The organism is Bacteroides sp. D55t1_190419_B8, assembly GCF_015558905.1.
In the GTDB taxonomy this organism is placed as follows: Bacteria; Bacteroidota; Bacteroidia; order Bacteroidales; family Bacteroidaceae; genus Bacteroides; species Bacteroides vicugnae.
Window position 1 is genome coordinate 202,689 of the sequence record NZ_JADMOU010000005.1, and the last position, 19,200, is coordinate 221,888.

Below are 19,200 nucleotides of genomic sequence, written 5' to 3' on the forward strand. Positions count from 1 at the left end.
TTTATTGATTGTTATTTGATTGTTGATCGAACCAGTCGGCCAAACGATAGGCATTGATATTCAATTCTTTCATAGCATCGGCCAACGGTTTATAAAGATTGTATTCATTATCTATCAGTCCCTTGTTAGAGTCCAGATTCGAAGGATCTGCCCCTTTTGCCGTCGGATCATTATCCTGATAACGAAACCAGTGCCATCCGACACAATTTCCACTTTCCAATAATCCTAAAACAAAATGCTGATAGGCATATCCACGTTCCTGTTGAGTTTGAACGGTAAAACCTGCTCCTGTCGTATTCGCCAGTCCGGAATCCATTCCTTTCGTATAAAATTCCGTAATGATGAAAGGTTTTTGAGCCCATTCTCCCCAATGCTTCATGGTCTTCTCACTCGGCGTCCACGCTCCATAGTAGTTAATTGCAACGACATCACAATACCTGCCTGCCGCTTCCACAATCTGGCGGATAAACTTCGGTTTTCCATGTAAACGACTGCCTAGATAGAGATGATTGGGATCATACTTCCGAATCGCTTCCGATACCACTTTATAATATCGTTCAGCTACCACCCCCGCAAACTCCTCCCGGTGCTCATCGGTTATTTGCTGCAAAGTAATTCCCTGTTTTTTCAACCAGGATTCCGCATACACTCTTCCCGGATCACCAGGGTTCTGTAAAGTCAGATAGCCTTCCAGATTCTTGGGTCCGAACGGAAGTTCATTATCCGAGAAATAACCAATGATGTTTTTATCCATTTTATTTGCAACCAGTTTTTGCGCCATCTCATCACAATAAGTTTCGAATTCCGGGTCAAAAACGAAAATACACTGATTAGGATATCCCGTGTTACCAGGTAACTGATAAGTTCCTCCCCGTTTCTTACCATATCCGCTCATCAAGTTAAGAATGATTGAGCGGGTCAAAACCTCCTTGTGGGATGCATTGTAAGAAGCAATCGCCTCTTCGTTACTCCAAGAGCCCGCACCGGAAAAGCCTAGTGAATGAATCATCTGTGCCGTCCCTTCGATCCATTTTTCTTCCGTGCCGAACTTATCCAGCATGGCTTGTTTATTGCGTTCAGAGGTACCCAAACGTACTCCAACCACCACTTTTTGTAAATGCCGATATCCATCGGGATCAATCATCCACCAACGATTTCCAATACGTTCCACTCTAAAAAATCCAGTAGCCCGGTGCCTCGGAGCATCCAAATCACTTCCATACTCATTTACATGCACTTTATCAGTAGCTTTAAAACCATCCAATTGAGCAATGGTACGGGTATCATACTCCTTCCATGGAAGATCTTTCTGTCCTTTCACCCACGGACGGGCAGTGACCTTAAATGCGCGCCCCTGTCCATAGCCCAACTGGGATAACAGCAGTAAAAACAATATAACTATACTATTTTTCATCTTCTAATATTCTTTTACGATTCGTATTGCATTTAAAATAGGCACAGACTCTACCGCTCCAAAACGAACGACAAGCCCTTTTCCCTGTGAAACCGGAACAATATACTTTTTAATGACCGCACGTTCGGAACCGTATTCTTCTGCAATATTCATTTGTCTGGCAACAGATACCCCATTTATATCCACAGAAAAGACCCGGTTTGCATACTCCTCTTTCACCACATCATTACCTAAATTATACACCAAAGCCTCTCTTTTATTTTCGGAAGTAAGTTCCGTCCAATACAAATATACAGCATAGACACCATCCGGCACATCCGCTTTAAAGGCCTCAATACCTACCCGTTGCGTCTGAAAGATAGGATCCTGATCCGTTCCCAGTATATCAGTGTCGCTGGCAGGCAAAGAACCGTATCGAGTCTTGTTCGGAGCCACTTCTCCGCCAATATATCCCCATGAGCCTTTTTCATAAGCCTGTTCGGGTATCCAGCACAGTTCTGCTGTCCGGTCCTCGAAATAGCGTTGAGCGCCCAGTAATACATTGACTTCCGTAAAGCCGTTCTTCACATTGACACATTGGAAATTGCAGACATACTGGTCACGATATTCGCGTCCCTCTTTTTCAATTACAGCATCTACCACATTCTCTCCGTTAACAAAAGGAATATCCACAGAAACGACCTTATCCGATACCGGATATACTCCCAAACTCTTTCCATTTAAAAAGACTTCCACCTTATCTGCATTGGTATACACCTTCAAAGGTTGCGTACAGCTCTTTCCATCCCGACTGGCTCCTGCCCTGTTCTTCCACGATTTAGAAGCAATGTGCAGGACAGGTGCCTCTTTCAGATAAGCCTGATAAAGATAATATCCATCTTTACGTTCTCTATCCGTACTTACCAACCCTTTATTGTTCACATGAGGCATGGCGTTTCTTCTGGCTTCAGAATAAAAATCATTCAAGTTCCAAACCATAGTTCCCACGATATAATCCCTCTTTAGAATTTCAGGCAAGTAATGTTCGTGGTAGATGGAACCAAATTCACAACTAAAGTCAAACCGCATCGGCGAAAAAGAGTGAATACGAGTATCCACATCCGCCCCATATTCGGTAATGAGCAACGGTTTGTGGGGAAACTCCCTGTGAAGTTCTTCCAGTTTCTCTTCAAATCCACTCAAGCTACCACCATACCATCCATTATAAAGATTAAAACCCAATAACATCGGTAATTCTGTAATTCCCGCTTCCTGATAGATTTGAGAAGTAGAATGACAAGGCAACATGGTATAGCGTTCCGAATCCAAACTTCTTATCTGCGCCTCAACCGCCGAAGCTATTTGATGAAGGAATGTCATGTAGTCCGCCCGCTCCTTCTTATTTTCCGGATTAAAAGTAGGACGCAAAAGCACTTCATTCATATAAGCCCAAATAATAACAGATGGATAATTATAGTTCTGACAAACCATTTCTGTCACCTGTTCCACGCAATTATCCATAAATGCCTTACTTTGAGTGATGGCATTCACTACCGGAATTTCAACTGAAGTCAATAGTCCTAACTTATCACACATTTGCATCACAACCGGATCTTGCGGATAATGAGCCACTCGCAGGAAATTACTTCCCATATCCTTACTCAACTGTACATCCCGGATATGCATTTCATCCCGCAAAGCATTTCCCATTCCTTTGTAATCCTGATGCCGACTGGTACCAATCAATTTCCGATATTTCCCATTCAAGAAAAAACCTTTCTCCGCATCAAAACGATATTCACGAATTCCCAACGGATTGACAACACAATCGAGCACCTCCTCTTTTTTATTCTTCAGACGGCTATACACCTTATATATATAAGGAGAGTCCACATCCCAACGTTTAGGCTGCGTAATAGTCATGAGCGATTCAAAAGCTACATTCTTTTCTTCCGCCTTCACATTTACTTTCTTTTGTGAAAGCGCTACTCTGTTACCATCTGCATCCAAAATCTCCGTTTCAAGAATCAATGATTGATTACTCTTCAAAGCATTGGACAAGAATGTCTTCACTGAAATATTTGCTTGCAAATCCGTAATCTTCGATGCTTTGAGATACACACCACTAGAAGCGTAATGAGTAGTAGACAGTTGCACAGGAGAAGTATACACCAGATAAACATCCCGATAGATTCCCCCGAAGAAAGTAAAGTCCGCCGAAAGAGGAGCAATATCCGGATTATGCGAGTTGTCAACACTCACAGCTATCAGATTGCGTCCGGCATGAACATAATCAGTCACGTCAAACGTAAAAGCGGAATAACCACCTTTATGATTTCCTACAAACGTTCCATTCACAAACACATTCGTTTCCTGATTGGCTCCCTCAAAACTAAGATAGACTCTTTGTTCAGGGATCATTTCCTCCACTGTCACCAATTTCCTGTACCAGCCTTTTCCCCGGAAATAACCGGGAATTTCATCATCTGCATCTTTTGCATTCCACGTATGAGGAATGGAAACGTCAGTCCAACCGGAAATATCAAAGTCAGCAGTGGACGCATCTCCCTCAAAGAGGGAGAACTTCCAACCATCATTAATCGTTTGCGTCACACGCTGGCTATAAACCGTGCCGGTCATAACCAGTAACAAACAGGCTAAAATTATTTTTTGATATACCTTATACATACCTAATACCATTATTTCGAAATTGAACGGACTGCACGAACAAATCTTTTACCATCTTTTTTAGCATTCGATTTATCCCAGGCAAGCGGTTTTCCAAAACGTACATAAAATGCGCTTGTACCGCTCGACGTTTCACGACTAGCCCAATAAGAATCTCCGGTAGCAGATGCTGCTGCCGTATTCATGATAGTTCCTCCTGCACCAGTAATCACTTGATCCCAAGCTGTACGGTTTGCTTTCTCAAAATCAGTAATCGCATCCGGGTTATTCTCCGTTGCATCTGCCACTGCAGTCCCATTATAAGTTTCAAACATCTGTTCCAAATCCGTTCTCGTAGGCCAATACCATCCGGAACCTTTATCCATACAATATTTAAGAGCGGGCATTTCTGCTGCATTCGGCAATGCTGCCAACGCAGTAGTATTTGCCAAGCCATTGTCATTGGATAAAGTTAAACCGGTAGAAGCCGGAGAGCTTGCCGTAGACCATGCCAGATTCTCTCTGTCCAATGACATAATCTTAGCCTTACCACGATTAGTACCATCTACCCAGAACACAATGCCTCCTTTTAACGAACCATTATCCGCAATCACCTGTCCCACCGCAAACTCGGAACTTAAAAGCCCTCTTTGTGTAATAGTAACTTCTTGCTTAGGTGCATTCGCTCCGCTTCCGGCTATTACCGTAGCAGTCGTTATCCGGTTAGAACTATTCAAATTAGGAGATAATGTCCAGAAATAAAGAGTTTTACTTGTTACATCAACATACGCTTTCACCCAAGACTCATCAGTTATATTTACTGTAAACTCTGTTTCATCAGAAATCATCGTTATTCCTTCTGATTTCGTCACAGCATCAGGAGTAATAGTCACGGTATTTGTACTTAACTCGAGAGAAGCGCCTCCTTCAGCCGCAACATTCTGATTCACCGTTACCTCCACCGACTTAGCGGCTGTGCCAGTACCGGCTGTAACCGTAGCAATAGTCGTACGAACATCGCCAGTGGTATTTTTAGATTTTGCCTTGAACGTAACTGTTGTGCCCGAAATAATATACGAAAGCCAGGAATCATTTGCCAAAACCACACTAAATACCGTTTTATTGGATGTCAATGTCACATTTGCTTCCGCTTCATTAGCTCCTTCCAATGTCACAGGATTCGGATTAACCGTCAATGTTGCCGGTTCTTCAGGATAAGTATAATCACCGATTGTACGCATACATCTCACAAAACGGTTAGTAGCAGTCTTATTTCCTGCGTCAGCTCCCGATTTACCGAAACGTACCCAATAAGCCTGATTACCCGCTGCGTTTTCCGTACTCGACCAATAGCTTTCGCCATTGCCCGAACCGGCAGCCTCGTTCATCACATCACCTTGTAAATCAGTCAACATCTTATCAAATGCAGCACGTGCCGCCTTCTCTACTTCCGTCAGTTTATCAGGTACGGCTGAAATAAAATCCGGATCAGCATGTCCAACACCATTATAGGCATCAAACAATTCCCATAATTCATCACGGGCAGGCAGATACCATCCGTCACCCAACGACTGGCAATATGCTACCGCATCATTTGCCGACGGAGAAGTGAACAAGGCAGAATTAGCATATCCGTTGACGGTGGAAAGTGCATTATGAGACATCACAGAAGCCTCGAAAGGATTCCCTCCCTGACGCTTCACTGAAACCGCTTTTCCTACCATATTATCCGAAGGATCTACCCAGAAAATCATACCGATACCCTCATCCACACTTTGTCCTATCTTCAAAGAAAGATCCGGTTCTTTAGAATCCTGGGTAACCGTCACCTCCACTGTATATGAGCCGCAAGTCAGTTTCACAACAGTCGTTCTTGCATCTTCACCGTCATTTTGTGCCAAGGCCGTGTAGACAACACTTTTAGAACTTACATCTACAGAAAGCCACTCCGCTTCATACTGTGCAACAACCTGACCGACATTGGTATATAACAGCGACGTAACAGAAGAACCCGCCGCTTTCGCCAAATTTACTTTTGTATCTTTACAATTAAATTCAGGCATCACGCGTACCGATGCATCATCGACACAGGAAAGCAATCCCAGATTTAAAATCAATAAGAAGTATATTATTTTTTTCATATTCATTCATGTTTTACAGATAATCAATCGCTTAATACCAGTTCTCATTCTGTGGGAAATTCTCTTTCCCCATCAAGTCAATCTGTTCCTGTGGAATAGGCCAACATTCGTGCTTTCCAACCACAAAACTGGTACGGCATTCCGCATAGTCTTTATCCAGATAAGGGTTTTCAGCCTTCGTCTCGCCATAATGCGCTTTCACTCTTTCGCCCAAGAGTCCCAAACGTTTCAACAAAGGCCAGCGAACGCCTTCAAAATTCAACTCACGGGCATATTCATCCAAAAGTATATCCTGTGTCAGAGGACCTGCAAATTTATCATTTCCCGCACGTTCCCATGTTTTATTGTAACAGCGCAAAGCATCTGTACTCATACCTCCGTCACGACGCATATATGCCTCTGCCGCCATTAAGTAAGTTTCTGCCAGTCGATAGACAATCAGATCCTTGAAACCCGTTGTCCGGTCCGGATTATCAGCCGTCGTCCATTGGTCAAAGTATTTTTTCGACATAAAATGCAGTGTTTCACAATAGCTGGAACTCTGTGTTAGAGGAATCAATTCTCCATATTTAGGAGAAGTCGGGTCATTGTATTTAAAGCGGTGAACAAACAACTCATTATATCGCGTATCTTTTGCCTGATCGTACAGACTCAACAGATAGGTATTCGGATAAATACGTCCCCAACCATATCCACCCTGATCGGCTGTATTGATACAACCCGAAATTTTATTGATCCGGGTAGTGGTTTGAATAGAGATACGATGTCCGGCAACCGGAGTTCCGGAACCACCTCCACCCAAGTTTTGTGAATATTGGAAACTCCATAACACTTCCGGAGATTTCAAATCTGCCCCATTAAATACATTCTCGGCTTTCTTTTCCATCGAGTAGATGCCTTCCTGCTTAAAGATATCCTCACATTCCTCAATGGCTGTATCCCAATCCGACTCCCACATGGCAACCTGTGCACGGACATGTTTGGCAGTAGCTTTTGTTACCCGTCCATACAATACATTTCCATTATTTAGAGGAAGCGACCAGTCCAATCCTTTCATGGCATCGTCCAAGTCAGTTGTAATCAGTGTCATCAGTTCTGCGTGAGAAGCCGGTTTGTATTCCCGTTTCAGATTGTCGACAGTAGTCGGGGTGATATTCAGATAAAGACGGTCAAAGCGTTTCCAGAGTTCAAAATAGCTCCGTCCTCTGAAGAATTTCGCTTCACTCCATGCATGGAGCACATCGCTGTCGTCCAGCCCCAGGGCTTCTGCGGCTACAATAATTTCATTTGCTTTTCCAATAATACCATAGTGATGTTTCCAGAACTTATTGACATCCCCAGTACTTGGAGTAAAGCTCGTATTCAAACGTCCGATTGAAGTAGAAACACCTGCTCTAAGTATCGCAATATCCGTATTAAAGTCACACATAGTAACGATGTACAGATTGGATTCATTATTATCCGCTCCACCCGGCAATTCACGTGCCAGGGAGTACAGACCTGTGACAGCTGTATTCAACCCTTCGGGAGTAGTGAACAGATAATTGTTCGTCACGTCTGTCTTTGATTCCAGATTTAATAAATCCGAGCAGGAAGCGGTCAACATTCCGCAGATGACAAAGGCTGTATATATTAACTTTTTCATAAGGATTCTTTATTTTAGAATGAAACATTGACACCAAATACATATTGTTTGGACTCCGGATAAGACCCGGGAGTCAGTTCGGGACTATAAGACTTAAACTCCGTAAATGTCAGCAAATTAGTAGCAGTTGCATACAGACGCAATTTATGAATCGGAGTATTCTTCAATAGTCTGGCCGGGAAAGTATATCCCAATTGTAAGGTGCGTAAACGGATATAAGATGCATCCTGAATAGCGATGGCACTCAAATAAGAAGGGTCTGCACTATAAGAAGGACGCGGGAATTTGTTCGACGGATTGAACGGAGTCCAGTAATCCACCTTCACTCCATTCAGTTTTCCGCGCAAAGAACCTCCGGAATTATAGTCATACAAATAACTATTCTTTATCTTTCTGCCGGAAACTCCATACCAATCCATGAACAAGTCAAATCCTTTCCAGTTCCATGTGGAAGAAAGAGAGACGGTAAATTTCGGATCCTTCCGGATAGGCACTCTGTCATCTGCCGTGATCTTTCCATCTCCATTGTTATCACGCACTTTAACCATACCCGGTTCAATAGCGCCGCCGTAATCAATCGGGCTGTCGGCTACACCGTCATTGTTACTGTCATAGGTGTTTTTCAGCGTATATACCAGATTCCCCGTACCGTCACGAGTGATATCAAAATCATCATACTGAAAAATTCCGTCTACCAGATAATCATAATATACATTGATCGGTTCTCCGATAATCCACCCCTGTGCTACCTGACTGGCGGGTTTACCATTTTCATCGAGCGTATCGTCAATACGGACAATTTCATTCTTATACATACTGAAATTGGTTCCAAGCGACCAGGTAAACTCTTTCGTACGTATCACATCACCATTTAAAGAAAGATCGATACCACTGGATTTCGTCTTTCCCAGATTATCCAGCATAGTGGTATATCCAAGTGATGCATTCAAAGAGCGTTCCACCAATAGATCTTTCGTATGCGTATTGTAATATTCCACCGTACCATTCAGGCGACCATTGAAGAAACTAAAATCAACACCTAAATTAGCCGTTGCAGACTGTTCCCATTTCAAGTTCGGGTTAGAAAGCTCCTTACCCGGCAAATATCCCATCTGGAAAGTATCTCCAAACTCATATCCTTTATTATCTGCGAGCCCCAAAGTCGTATAATTGCCGATACCGTTCTGATTACCAACAATACCATAACTGACACGCAGTTTGAGGTTATCAATCCACGACACATCTTTTAGGAAATTCTCCTGATTGACACGCCAGGCAAAAGCAGCCGACGGGAATGTACCCCATTTATTTTCTTTTCCGAAACGGCTGGAACCGTCGCGACGAACAGCCACATTCAACAGATAACGGTCTAAAAGCGAATACTGTGCACGAGCCATGAACGACACCAGATTATTTTCATTAAACTGACGACGGGGCTTGCCTGTAAACTCACCTTGAGAAATGAAATTCCAGTCTTTATCTACCGGAAGATTCTCTACTGAATAGCCGATAGACTTCGAGCCATTATGGTCGACAGACTGCACACCGGTCAACGTCAACTGATGTTTCTTATTGCGGATAGGCACTTTATAAGTCACAATATTCTCAACCAGCCAGTTCTGCGTGCGTGATTCGTCGAGCACAGCTGTTCCTCCGCCTCCCGGATATTGGGAATCTTTATAGGAGCCGTCTTCAGATGTCTGATTATAAACGGAAGTATTCAGACGATAATTGAATCCCTTGAAAGGCTTCACATCCATAAAAAAGTTCAGGCGGTAATTATCGCGGGAGACTTCACGTCCGTAATGTTGGGCACGGTACAAAGGATTATAATTTCCTTCCGAGTTGATATACTTTGTATACTTGCCATCCGCATCATATATTTCCGCCAATGGGGAACTGGTAATAAAATCATTAAAGTTACCATCCTCACGATCTTGTTTAGTCATCGCATAAGAAGAATTGATGCCAAAACTAATCCACTTTGATATTTCAAAGTCCAGATTCAACCTTAAAGAAAACTTCTGGTATCCCGATCCGGTAACCACCATTCCCTGTTGGTCAAAATAGTTGGCACCTGCCGATACTTTGATTTTCTCTGTTCCTCCACGTACACTGACATCATGATTATGGTAAATTGCATTTCTGAACATTTCTTTTTCCCAGTCGATAAACTTTCCGCTGGCCCATACCCGCTGCATAACCTCATCTTCCAATGCCTCGGCTATCGAAATCTCACGTGCATCAACAATTCCCTTATCATGCGCCTTCGCTTCACGGCGAAGCTGCATATATTCTTCGGGAGAATAGAAATCAAAATTCCTCCAGAGAGACTGGATGCCCAGATAACCATTATAACTGACTTCCACCTTTCCGGCTTTACCGCGTTTGGTAGTAACCAGTACCACACCGTCACTGGCACGTGCTCCATAAATAGCCTGCGACGCAGCATCCTTCAGAATTTCAACCGACTCAATATCGTCCGCACTCAACGTGCTAAACTCCGTTGCACTGGAAGGAGAACCATCTATGATATATAAAGGAGCATTGTCCGCACTGATAGAACGGGAACCGCGAATGGTGATCGAAGGAGTCGATCCCGGACGTCCCGAACTGCTCGTTACATTCACACCTGCGGCACGTCCACGCAACATATCAGCCACATTGCCGGCGGGAAATGTCTTCATTTCATCCGCTTTGACCGAGGCTACCGAAGTTGCCACATCACTCTTACGCTGAACTCCATAACCGACAACGACCAATTCATCGAGCATTTTCGACTCTTCTACCATATCCACATTCAATACCGTTTTCGTACCGACACGTATCTTCTGTTCCTTATATCCTATACAAGAGAAAACAAGGGTAGATTTTGCAGATACACTGATTGAATATTTTCCATTTACATCCGTCACTGTACCGTTAGTAGTCCCCTCCTCCATAATATTAGCTCCGGGGATTGGTCCAAGTGCGTCTGTCACAACTCCAGAAACTCTGACGTTTTGAGCACTAACCTCTAAAGAGATAAGAAAGGCTGTCAGGAACACAGCCCATTTAATTACGATGTTTTTCATACTATGTAATAATTTGAATGATTACAGCGCAAAAATCCAAATAATTAGCGATTTCGAATAATAGAATCGTCCGTATAAAAGTTCAAATAGTACAATTCTCGCTAAGAGAGAAACACATAAAACGCTATATATTAACAATTTGTGTGTTTTCTTCGATAAGCAGCCGGAGTAATATCATAAGCATTCTTAAAGCACCGGATAAAATAACTTGGATTAGAAAAGCCGTAATCAAATGCTATATCAGCAATCAGGGCATTGGGATCATTGATTAATTTTTCTGTTGCCTTTTTCAGTCTCAAAGATAAAATAAAGTCATTCGGGGTCTGTCCGGTCAATGCTTTCAGTTTAGTGAAAAGCAACGTTCTGCTCATGCACATCTCCCGTGCAAAAGTGGCTACGTCAAAGTCTGCGTTATCAATATAAGATTCCACAATCGCCGTAGCATCCATCAGCATCTTTTTATCGATCGGATTAAATGGAAGATCTTCCACTTTAGGTTCATCATTCCGGGCAAACCGCTGCTGGAGCAGTTTACGAGTCTGGATGATATTGTTGCAACGGGCCACCAATATCTTGATATTGAAAGGTTTGGAGATATAATCATCCGCTCCCGTCTGCAAGCCCTCTAAGGTATGTTCTTCCCGGTTGCGGGCAGTCAGCAATACCACAGGAATATGACTGGTCTGCAAATTGCTTTTCAACTTCTCGCACATCTCCAGGCCGGACATGACGGGCATCATAATATCACTCACAATCATCTGTGGTTGTAGTGAAGAGGCCTGCTCCAATCCTTCCTGCCCGTCGGCAGCCGTATATACATCATATATCTGTTCAAAAATCTGTGCCAACACCTTACGCATCTCCGGATTATCCTCCACAATCAGTATTTTCACCGTTTTATCCGGCTTCACCATTTCCGAGATTTCTTGAGGCTCTATTACATAATGTTCGGCAACGCGTTCATCTGCAGAGGAAGATGCTTCCACATTCACATTTGCATCCCGGTGAAGAGTAACGATAAAAGACGTTATTCCATTCGGCTCACTTTCCACTCCGATAGTTCCCTGATGCAATTCCACAATACCTTTTGCCATTGCCAGCCCGATACCCGATCCTTTGACAGTCCGTGTAGTTGTTGCCGAATCATCCTGCCAAAACCGTTCAAATACATGTTTGATCTTGGACTTTTCAATACCGACACCCAAATTGTTGACTGAAATCACAATGTCATTCTCTCCTTCCGCTGCCAATTCTACAGAAATCCAGTCACCGGGCTTCGTATATTTAAAAGCGTTGGACAATAGATTATAGAACACTTTCTCTATCTGCGTCTTGTCAATATACAAATCCGCTTCTTTCAAAGTGGAAGAAAAGCGGAGATCGATCTTATTCAGCTGCGCATAGCTATAGAAAGAACAACAAATCTCCTCTATCACCGCAACAATATTCTCTTTGGAAATTTTCAATTTCAGATATCCCTGATCCTGCTTACGGATATCAATCACCTCATCCACCAGATTATTCATCCGGCGGGAGTTCTTATAAATCTCCAAAATCTTATTATACACCTCGGGGATCATGTCTTTATGCATCAGGAGCATCTCAAGCTGACTGGATATAAGCGTTAACGGAGTACGGAACTCATGCGATACATTGGTAAAGAAACGTAGTTTGGACTGGTTCACATTTTCGATATACTCTTTTTCCCGTTTCTCGGCCAATAGAGAATGTTGCAAGGTTTTCCGTATCCAGAACATACGGATAATATAGCCTGCAATAAGAATACCTGCCAATATCATCAGCAAAATAAACCATGCCCGTTGATAAACGGGAGCCTCCACTATCAGCTCAAAACTGGCAGAAGGTGCTTCTTGATCGTGAATGCGCAACTGGTCGCCACGAACATGAAAAGTATAACGCCCCGGATGAAGATTGGTATAAGTAACCATCGTATTATCTCCCGCCTTCATATATTCGTTATCAAATCCTTCAAGTTTATATTCCAGACCGATGTTGGAAATATTATTCAGGGTATTACTCGCTATCTCAAAAGTGACGGAAGAATACCTGGGCGGCAATACCAATTGATGTTCATACAATACCGTTTCCTTGATAAGTCCCAACGAATCAAGGGGTTGAATTTCCGTATTATCCACAAGCACGCGTTTTACGAACACATTATACTCCACAGACTGCTTGTTCAGTTTCTCCTGGGCTATGGAAACGATGCCTGCCAGTCCACAGACATAAATATCGTGGTCGGACGCAATGTACAGCCCTCCGTCATTCACGTTATTCAAGGGAAAATCACTCTGCCTGTTATAGTTCTCGAATGTGGTAGTGGCTAGATTGAATTTAGAGAAACCGCCATTCGTTGCCACATAAATGGAACCGTCCAGCGGACTCTCTACCAATCCGGTGATAAATCCATTCTCCAGTCCCTGCTTCGCTCCGTATCCTACAAAGATATCTTTCTTCTTATCGAACAGATAAATTCCCGATCCCGTAGATCCCAGCCATATACGTCCTTTTCTATCACATAAAATGTGATTAATGTGGTGCTGCGCCGTGCTCTGCGCTATTTGAGAGAAAGGATAACTATGGGAAATGCCTGCTTTCAAATTGACCCGTATCAGATCAAAAGAAGTGGTCAGCCACAAATCCCCTTCTTTATCAAACGTCATATCCCAAACCTGCGACAAATGTCTGGAAGCTAAAGAAGGATGTTCGAAATAATGCAACCGGAGATGTTTTTTATCCAATACAAGCAGCCCACCCTTGGCGGCTATCAATAAGGAATCGTGACCGGAAAACTCTATCATTTTTACCAGATTATAGGCCCTGTCAACCGTTTTCCCCTCCGGAGTATCGATATTTTCCGAAATAGATTCTATATGTCCGGTCGACAGATTAATCCGGTTGATGCCCTGATAAAGCGAAGCTACCCAAAGATAATCCGATTCTTTCTCATAATACAGAGACTTCACAATCTTAAAAGACAGCTCTTGAGCATATAAATGTTTAAGCGGGAAAAAACGTTTGGCATGTTTATCATAATAGTTCAATCCGCTTCCTTCACTTGCAAACCAGATCCGCCCGGAACGGTCTTCGGCAATGGAACTGATGATATAGGAATTCAAATGCCCGCCAACAGCCGTAGACGAACGGTAAAAGTGATACGCATCATTCGCTACATTATAATATTGTATTCCCTGATAGAAAGTGCCCAGCCATAAAGTTCCCGAAGTGTCGTAATGCATCGAAATGATGGAACGTGTATCGGCCGCCTCCACATTCAAGTCATATTCATAATCCGTAAACTCTCCGGTAGAGAGATTTAAAGTCTGCAAACCGGCATAAGTTCCGATATACAGAAGACTATCATTGGCTTGTGTCACATGGCGCACATTATCATGGTTGATCGTATGATCAGCCACCTTATTATATCTGTAATGAGTAAGCTCCCCATTTGCCTCCAACCGGGTAAGTCCCCGGTTTCTGGTAGCTATCCAGATGCTCCCGTTTCTGTCTTCCGTAATTGAATTAACAGCCCCCACATCAATATGACGGGTGATATGAGCAGCCTGATCGATACAATAAATACCCTTGGAAGAAGTACCCACCACCACGGTCTGATTCTGACGAACCATTAGACTGTTCATCAATACATCCCCGCCATCTGAAGAAAATGAAAAGAATAATTCGGGCGCCTGGTCAAGGTCACGATAACGATAGATTTCTTTTCCGGTAGCTATCCACAACGCGTCGTGCGCATAGCAGATTCCTGCAACTTCTCCTTCACGCAGCACCTTAAAGCGGTTCAAACGCATGTCATAAAGAGTCACACTCTGCAAACTACGGATAAAAAGCAATCCTTCCCTGTTTCCGCAAACCTGCCGGATATTATTTATATTGATTGAATAGGGATTCGCGTTATCCGGTTTGAAGACTTCAAATTTACGACCGTCAAAGCGGTTCAGTCCGTCTTGAGTACCAATCCATAAAAATCCGAATTCATCCTGATAGAAACAATTGACCGTTTGATGCGAAAGTCCTTGCCTTACATCTTTAAAACGCATATTGATATCCTTCGTCACATTTGCCATGCAACAAAGTACCGATATAAACAGGCAGTAAATAACAAGAAAGTTAGCTTTGGTCATCAGTGTTTTTCGATAATTCGGATGCAATATTCGAGAAAATCCAAGATATATGCAAGCATTTATTCAAAAAACTGTCTGGCTACTACCTGTTAATTATCCCCCGGACTGCATATAACTAATCCCCCGATCGAATAAAATTAATCGTCTGACAGTTGATTCTTTTTCGTCTGACAGTTGTCAGACGAAAGTTCAACAGTAGTCAGACGCAAGTTCAACAACTGTCAGACGATTAATTTTATGCATAAACAAGATTAGTTCCCTCTTTACTAAGAAATAGTTTTTAGCATACGAAAGATTAAATTATACTATCAACCGCCTAAACACTTGTTTATCATTGGTGAACTGCGTACTTTTGCACGCCAATAAAAAATAGAACAATGACCCCAAAAACCAAAGGTTTTATCTATGGAGCGATTGCCGCTGCCAGCTACGGTATGAATCCTCTTTTTGCACTTCCGCTCTATGCAGCCGGAATGAGTGTCGATACCGTTTTATTCTACCGTTATTTCTTCGCCGCAATCGTACTGGGTATTCTGATGAAAATGCAGCATCAATCCTTTGCGCTTCACAAGGCAGACGTTTTGCCCTTAGTCATTATGGGATTGCTATTCTCTTTTTCATCACTGCTTTTGTTTATGAGCTATAATTATATGGATGCCGGAATAGCTTCTACCATTCTCTTCGTCTACCCGGTGATGGTAGCTGTCATTATGGGGATATTCTTCAAAGAAAAGATTTCCGCAATTACCGTCTTTTCCATCCTGCTGGCGCTTTCAGGTATCGCCTTGCTCTATCAGGGAGATGGAAACAAACCGCTGTCGACTTTGGGAATCATCTTTGTTCTGTTGTCCTCACTCTCTTATGCTATATATATAGTAGGCGTGAACCGTTCGACACTGAAAAACCTGCCGACCACCAAGCTTACATTCTACGCCATTTTGTTCGGACTATCGGTTTATATCGTCCGTTTAAATTTTTGTACGGAGCTACAAATAATACCGTCAGTCTGGCTCTGGGCCGACGTACTGACACTAGCCATTCTGCCGACTGCCGTATCACTGATCTGTACCGCACTCGCCATCCATTACATAGGCTCTACTCCAACAGCCATACTGGGTGCCCTGGAACCGGTGACAGCTCTATTTTTCGGTGTTCTCCTGTTTCACGAAAAACTGACTCCCCGGTTAATGGCAGGTATTTTAATGATTATCACTGCTGTTACCTTGATTATCATCGGTAAGTCACTCATAAAAAAGATGGGAATGCTGTTGCAGATGAACAAAAAATAATATACTTTTGCTACTTAATCAATCAAAATGCAATTTTAAATCTCAAAAAATATGGTAGACGTAAAGACTTGCCTTGACAATGCACAAGAAAAAATGGACATGGCCATCATGTATCTGGAAGAAGCACTGGCACATATCCGCGCTGGAAAAGCGAGTGCCCGCTTATTAGATGGTATCCGCGTAGATTCTTACGGAAGTATGGTGCCTATCAGCAATGTAGCAGCAATTACTACTCCGGACGCCCGCAGTATCGTAATCAAGCCGTGGGATAAAAGCATGTTCCGTGTTATCGAAAAAGCAATCATCGACTCTGACCTCGGTATCATGCCCGAAAACAATGGTGAAATGATCCGTATCGGTATTCCTCCTTTGACGGAAGAACGTCGTAAACAACTGGCAAAACAGTGTAAAGGAGAAGGTGAAACAGCTAAAGTAAGTGTACGTAACGCTCGTCGTGACGGTATCGACGCACTGAAGAAAGCTGTAAAAGACGGACTGGCAGAAGACGAACAGAAGAATGCGGAAGCCAAACTGCAAAAAATCCATGATAAGTATATCAAGCAAATCGATGATATGCTGGCTGAAAAGGATAAAGAAATTATGACTGTTTAAATTGAAAATTGAGAATTAAAAATTGAGAAATAAAGTGCGGCATACTACATGTCACAGTTCATTCTCATTTTTTAATTCTCAATTCTCAACCTCAATTTATGAAGGGATTAGTAATCAAAAACACGGGTAGTTGGTATCAGGTGAAAACCGATGACGGACAATCTATCGAATGTAAAATCAAGGGTAATTTCCGACTGAAAGGGATTCGCAGCACCAATCCTGTCGCAGTGGGCGATCGTGTTCAGATTATACTTAATCAGGAAGGAACTGCTTTTATCAGCGAGATCGAAGACAGGAAAAACTATATCATCCGCCGTTCTTCCAATCTTTCCAAACAATCCCACATCCTTGCCGCCAATCTCGACCAGTGTATGTTGGTAGCAACCGTCAACTACCCCGAAACTTCCACTATTTTCATTGACCGCTTTCTTGCATCCGCAGAAGCTTATCGCGTTCCCGTCAAACTCGTATTCAACAAGGTAGATGCTTACGACGAGGATGAACTCCGCTATCTGGACGCACTTATCAACCTATATACACAGATCGGTTACCCTTGTTTCAAGGTTTCTGCAAAAAACGGTAATGGGGTGGACGAAATAAAAAAGGCATTGGAAGGCAAGATCACTTTATTCTCCGGACATTCGGGAGTCGGCAAATCGACTCTTATCAATTCCATACTGCCGGGCATAGAAGCCAAGACCGGCGAGATTTCTTCTTACCATAACAAAGGTATGCACACCACTACTTTCTCCGAAATGTTCCCCGTGGAGGGAAATGGCTACATTATCGACACTCCGGGCATCAAGGGGTTCGGTACATTCGATATGGAAGAAGAGGAAATCGGGCATTATTTTCCCGAAATATTCAAGACTTCCGCCGACTGCAAATATGGCAACTGCACTCACCGTCATGAACCCGGATGTGCCGTACGCAAGGCCGTAGAAGAACACCTTATCAGCGAATCGCGCTATACCTCTTATTTAAATATGCTGGAGGATAAAGAGGAAGGCAAATATCGGGCTGCTTACTGATTAACTCTTTTTTACCCTTTCTTTCTTTAAACCTTTCCCGACGGGGGAAGTCTAATCTCTAAAGATGTATCATAACTGCTATATACAATACTAAACCATGAATAAAAAAACTAAATGGGGCATCATTATTCTTGTTGGTGCCGGAATTATCGGTGGAGGAATCTATTCACAATTACCGAAAAAAAACGACGAACTAGCAGCTGCCGACAAAGTGATGGGCGGCAATCAGAAAAAAGGAAAACAAGTTCTAAATGTAAATGCTAAAGTCATAAAGCCACAATCCCTGACAGACGAGTTTACCACTACCGGCGTACTTCTACCCGATGAAGAAGTGGATTTGTCTTTCGAAACTTCGGGAAAAATTGTGGAAATCAACTTCGAAGAAGGAACGGCCGTAAAGAAAGGGCAGTTGCTTGCCAAAGTAAACGACCGGCAGTTGCAGGCACAATTACAACGTCTCGTTTCACAATTAAAACTGGCAGAAGACCGTGTATTCCGCCAAGACGCTCTGTTGAAACGGGATGCCGTCAGTAAAGAAGCTTACGAACAGGTGAAAACGGATTTGGCAACCCTGAACGCAGATATAGAGATCATCAAAACCAATATCGAGTTAACCGAACTTCGTGCTCCGTTCGACGGAGTGATCGGACTTCGCCAAGTCAGTGTCGGTACTTATGCCTCTCCGACTACTGTTGTTGCCAAACTGACTAAAATCGCTCCATTGAAAGTGGAATTCTCCGTACCGGAACGTTATGCCAAGCAAATCAAGAAGGGGACTAACCTGAACTTCAGCGTTGAAGGAAACTTGGATGCTTTCGGCGCACAAGTGTATGCTGTGGAATCAGCTATTGACCCGAACCTGCATCAGTTTACCGCCCGTGCATTATACCCGAATGTCAATCACATCCTGCTTCCCGGCCGTTACGCAAGCGTGCTGTTGAAAAAGGATGAAATACCTAACGCAATTGCCATTCCCACAGAAGCAATTGTACCGGAAATGGGTAAAGACAAGGTCTATCTGTATAAATCAGGAAAAGCCGAACCGGTGGATATTATTACCGGCATCCGCACCGCATCTGAAGTGCAGGTGATCAGAGGATTACACATGGGAGATACCATCATTACTTCAGGAACACTGCAACTACGTACCGGACTTGCCGTTACTCTTGACAACATTGATTAATA

Annotated in this window: 10 protein-coding genes; 4 read left to right on the forward strand and 6 right to left on the reverse strand. The window is 43.1% G+C overall.

Annotation, left to right across the window (positions count from 1 at the left end; genetic code table 11):
• Position 1 precedes the first annotated feature (1 nt).
• From I2I13_RS06870 to I2I13_RS06895, 6 genes are all read right to left on the reverse strand, one after another.
• On the reverse strand, positions 2–1,414 hold the full coding sequence (locus I2I13_RS06870) for an agarase (RefSeq protein WP_195649163.1): 1,413 nt from the start codon (positions 1,412–1,414) through the stop codon (positions 2–4).
• 3 nt (positions 1,415–1,417) lie between these two features.
• Positions 1,418–4,081: a glycoside hydrolase family 2 TIM barrel-domain containing protein gene (locus I2I13_RS06875; RefSeq protein WP_195649164.1), complete on the reverse strand. Its 2,664-nt coding sequence runs from the start codon at positions 4,079–4,081 to the stop codon at positions 1,418–1,420.
• 11 nt (positions 4,082–4,092) lie between these two features.
• The gene (locus I2I13_RS06880) at positions 4,093–6,207 is read right to left on the reverse strand and encodes a BACON domain-containing protein (protein WP_195649165.1); all 2,115 of its coding nucleotides are present in this window, start codon (positions 6,205–6,207) and stop codon (positions 4,093–4,095) included.
• Positions 6,208–6,232: 25 nt separating this feature from the next.
• Positions 6,233–7,846 (reverse strand): RagB/SusD family nutrient uptake outer membrane protein, encoded by a 1,614-nt coding sequence (locus I2I13_RS06885; RefSeq protein WP_195649166.1) that lies wholly within the window; start codon positions 7,844–7,846, stop codon positions 6,233–6,235.
• Between the two features lie 14 nt (positions 7,847–7,860).
• Positions 7,861–10,920, reverse strand: a complete 3,060-nt coding sequence (locus I2I13_RS06890; RefSeq protein WP_195649167.1) for a TonB-dependent receptor — start codon at positions 10,918–10,920, stop codon at positions 7,861–7,863.
• Between the two features lie 131 nt (positions 10,921–11,051).
• Entirely contained in the window at positions 11,052–15,083 is a 4,032-nt protein-coding gene (locus I2I13_RS06895; RefSeq protein ID WP_195649168.1) for a response regulator, read from the reverse strand.
• 377 nt (positions 15,084–15,460) lie between these two features.
• Here I2I13_RS06895 and I2I13_RS06900 point away from each other — a divergent pair, with 377 nt between their 5' ends.
• From I2I13_RS06900 to I2I13_RS06915, 4 genes are all read left to right on the forward strand, one after another.
• Positions 15,461–16,372: a DMT family transporter gene (locus I2I13_RS06900; protein ID WP_148365279.1), complete on the forward strand. Its 912-nt coding sequence runs from the start codon at positions 15,461–15,463 to the stop codon at positions 16,370–16,372.
• 51 nt (positions 16,373–16,423) lie between these two features.
• Positions 16,424–16,984 (forward strand): ribosome recycling factor, encoded by a 561-nt coding sequence (gene frr, locus I2I13_RS06905; RefSeq protein ID WP_004299198.1) that lies wholly within the window; start codon positions 16,424–16,426, stop codon positions 16,982–16,984.
• Positions 16,985–17,082: 98 nt separating this feature from the next.
• A complete protein-coding gene (gene rsgA, locus I2I13_RS06910; RefSeq protein ID WP_148365280.1) occupies positions 17,083–18,015 on the forward strand; it encodes a ribosome small subunit-dependent GTPase A in 933 nt (310 codons plus the stop codon).
• A 97-nt stretch (positions 18,016–18,112) separates the two neighbouring features.
• Complete coding sequence (locus I2I13_RS06915; protein WP_148365281.1) at positions 18,113–19,198, forward strand: efflux RND transporter periplasmic adaptor subunit; 1,086 nt, start codon at positions 18,113–18,115, stop codon at positions 19,196–19,198.
• The last annotated feature ends 2 nt before the right edge of the window (positions 19,199–19,200 follow it).

Excerpts from the sequence above, each read along its gene's own strand:
- I2I13_RS06870 (WP_195649163.1), bottom strand. The coding sequence starts at position 1,414 with ATGAAAAATAGTATAGTTATATTGTTTTTACTGCTGTTATCCCAGTTG.
- I2I13_RS06875 (WP_195649164.1), bottom strand. The coding sequence starts at position 4,081 with ATGTATAAGGTATATCAAAAAATAATTTTAGCCTGTTTGTTACTGGTT.
- I2I13_RS06880 (WP_195649165.1), bottom strand. The coding sequence starts at position 6,207 with ATGAATATGAAAAAAATAATATACTTCTTATTGATTTTAAATCTGGGA.
- I2I13_RS06885 (WP_195649166.1), bottom strand. The coding sequence starts at position 7,846 with ATGAAAAAGTTAATATATACAGCCTTTGTCATCTGCGGAATGTTGACC.
- I2I13_RS06890 (WP_195649167.1), bottom strand. The coding sequence starts at position 10,920 with ATGAAAAACATCGTAATTAAATGGGCTGTGTTCCTGACAGCCTTTCTT.
- I2I13_RS06895 (WP_195649168.1), bottom strand. The coding sequence starts at position 15,083 with ATGACCAAAGCTAACTTTCTTGTTATTTACTGCCTGTTTATATCGGTA.
- I2I13_RS06900 (WP_148365279.1), top strand. The coding sequence starts at position 15,461 with ATGACCCCAAAAACCAAAGGTTTTATCTATGGAGCGATTGCCGCTGCC.
- frr (WP_004299198.1), top strand. The coding sequence starts at position 16,424 with ATGGTAGACGTAAAGACTTGCCTTGACAATGCACAAGAAAAAATGGAC.
- rsgA (WP_148365280.1), top strand. The coding sequence starts at position 17,083 with ATGAAGGGATTAGTAATCAAAAACACGGGTAGTTGGTATCAGGTGAAA.
- I2I13_RS06915 (WP_148365281.1), top strand. The coding sequence starts at position 18,113 with ATGAATAAAAAAACTAAATGGGGCATCATTATTCTTGTTGGTGCCGGA.